We start from the raw sequence: 2176 nt of genomic DNA, 5'->3' as shown, positions 1-2176 counted from the left end.
GCCGCCGCCCCGACCGACACCGCACCGGCCGCCCCGGCAGCGCCCAAGGCCCAGCTGGGCAGCTTCGGCTTCGACACCGACGGCATGGACCGCAGCATTGCCGCCGGTGATGACTTCTTCGGCTTCGCCAATGGCACCTGGGTGAAGAACACCGAGATCCCGGCTGACCGCTCCAGCTTCGGCAGCTTCAATGTCATTTCCGAAAAGACCCTGGCCGACACCCGCGCCATCCTGGAAGGTGCCGCGGGCGACGCCAACGCCAACGGTGAAAGCAAGCTGATCGGCGACTACTACGCCGCCTTCATGGACGAGGCCGGCATCGAATCGCGCGGCATGGCCCCAGTCAAGCCCGAGCTCGACGCCATCGCCGGCATCGCCGACAAGGCCGCCCTGGCCAGCACCTTGGGCGGCACCCTGCGTGCCGACGTCGACCTGCTCAACGCCACCAACTTCTACACCGACCGCCTGTTCGGCACCTGGGTGTCGGTGGACCTGCTGCAGCCGGACCGCAACGCGCCCTACCTGGTGCAGGGCGGCCTGGGCCTGCCCGACCGTGACTTCTACCTGCAGGACGGACGCATGGCCGAACTGCGCAAGCAGTACCAGGCCTACATCGCGCAGGTGCTGCAGCTGGCCGGCGTGGCTGATCCGGCCGGCAAGGCGCAGCGCATCCTGGCGCTGGAAACCCGCATTGCCCAGGTGCACGCCACCCAGGAAGAAACCAACGACGTGGCCAAGGGGGCCAACGCCTGGACCCAGGCCGACCTGAGCGGCAAGGCCCCGGGCATGGACTGGGCCGCCTTCCTCAAGGCCGCCGGCCTGGACCAGCAGCAGGACTTCATCGTGTGGCAGCCCAAGGCCGTGGCCGGCATCTCGCGGCTGGTCGCCACCGAGCCGCTGGACGTGTGGAAGGATTACCTGACCTTCCATGCGCTGGACCGCGCCGCGCCGTACCTGCCCAAGGCGCTGGCTGACGCCCGTTTCGCCTTCCACGGCACCACCCTCAACGGCACCCCGCAGCAGAGCGAGCGCTGGAAGCGTGCGGTGGATGAGAGCAACGCAGCGGTCGGCGAAGCCATCGGCAAGCTCTATGTCGAGAAGCACTTCGACCCGGCCACCAAGGCGCGTGCCGATGAAATGGCGAAGAACATCATCGCCGCCTTCGCCAAGCGCATCGACGCGCTGGAATGGATGTCGCCGCAGACCAAGGCGCATGCCAAGGCCAAGGTCGCCGGCCTCACCGTGGGCATGGGTTACCCGGACAAGTGGCGCGACTACACCGGCCTGGAAGTGAAGCGCGACGACGCGCTGGGCAACGCAGAACGCGCCAGCCTGTTCGAGTACAAGCGCAACATCGCCAAGCTCGGCCAGCCGGTCGACCACAGCGAATGGGCGATGCTGCCGCAGACCATCAACGCCATGAACGTGCCGCTGGAAAACCGCCTGGTGTTCCCGGCCGCGATCCTGCAGCCGCCGTTCTTCGACGGGGCCGCCGATGACGCGGTGAACTACGGTGCGATCGGCGCGGTGATCGGCCACGAGATCAGCCACGGTTTCGACAACGCCGGTGCGCTGTTCGACGAGACCGGCAAGCTCAACAACTGGTGGACGGCTGCTGACCTGAAGAAGTTCAACGCTGCCGGCGATGCGCTGGCCGCGCAGTTCAGCAGCTACGAGCCGTTCCCGGGCGTGCACGTCAACGGCCGCCTGACCCTGGGCGAAAACATCGCCGACGTTGCCGGGCTGGCCACTGCATACGACGCCTACCAGCTGTCGCTGCAGGGCAAGCCGGGGCAGACGATTGAAGGCTTCAGCCCGGACCAGCGCTTCTTCCTGGGCTTCGCGCAGGCATGGCGCAGCAAGGCGCGCGAGCAGGCGCTGCGTAATTCGCTGCTGACCAACGTGCACGCGCCGGGCCAGTTCCGTGCGCTGACCGTGCGCAACCTGGACGCGTGGTATCCGGCGTTCGAGGTGAAGGAAGGCCAGAAGCTGTACCTGGCCCCGGAGAAGCGGGTCAAGGTGTGGTGATGTAGGTTCGCAGACCAGTAGCGCCGGCCGTTGGCCGGCCCAGGCAGATGCGTGGGCCGGTCTGTTTTAAACAACAGCCGCGGCCGCCGCAAGTGAAATTTTATATCTGGGTGGTGGCCGGGTAAATTAAAAAAAAAAGGGGGGGGGG

Annotated in this window: 1 protein-coding gene; it reads left to right on the top strand. The window is 66.8% G+C overall.

Annotated features, from left to right (window positions below):
* Positions 1–2028: M13 family metallopeptidase (locus tag EGJ34_RS21485; RefSeq protein WP_148100556.1), on the top strand; the 2028-nt coding region annotated here is incomplete at its 5' end.
* Positions 2029–2176 lie beyond the last annotated feature (148 nt).

Origin of the sequence: Stenotrophomonas sp. 278 (assembly GCF_003935715.1) — a bacterium.
In the GTDB taxonomy this organism is placed as follows: Bacteria; Pseudomonadota; Gammaproteobacteria; order Xanthomonadales; family Xanthomonadaceae; genus Stenotrophomonas; species Stenotrophomonas maltophilia_AH.
This window is presented reverse-complemented; position numbering and strand designations above follow the sequence as displayed.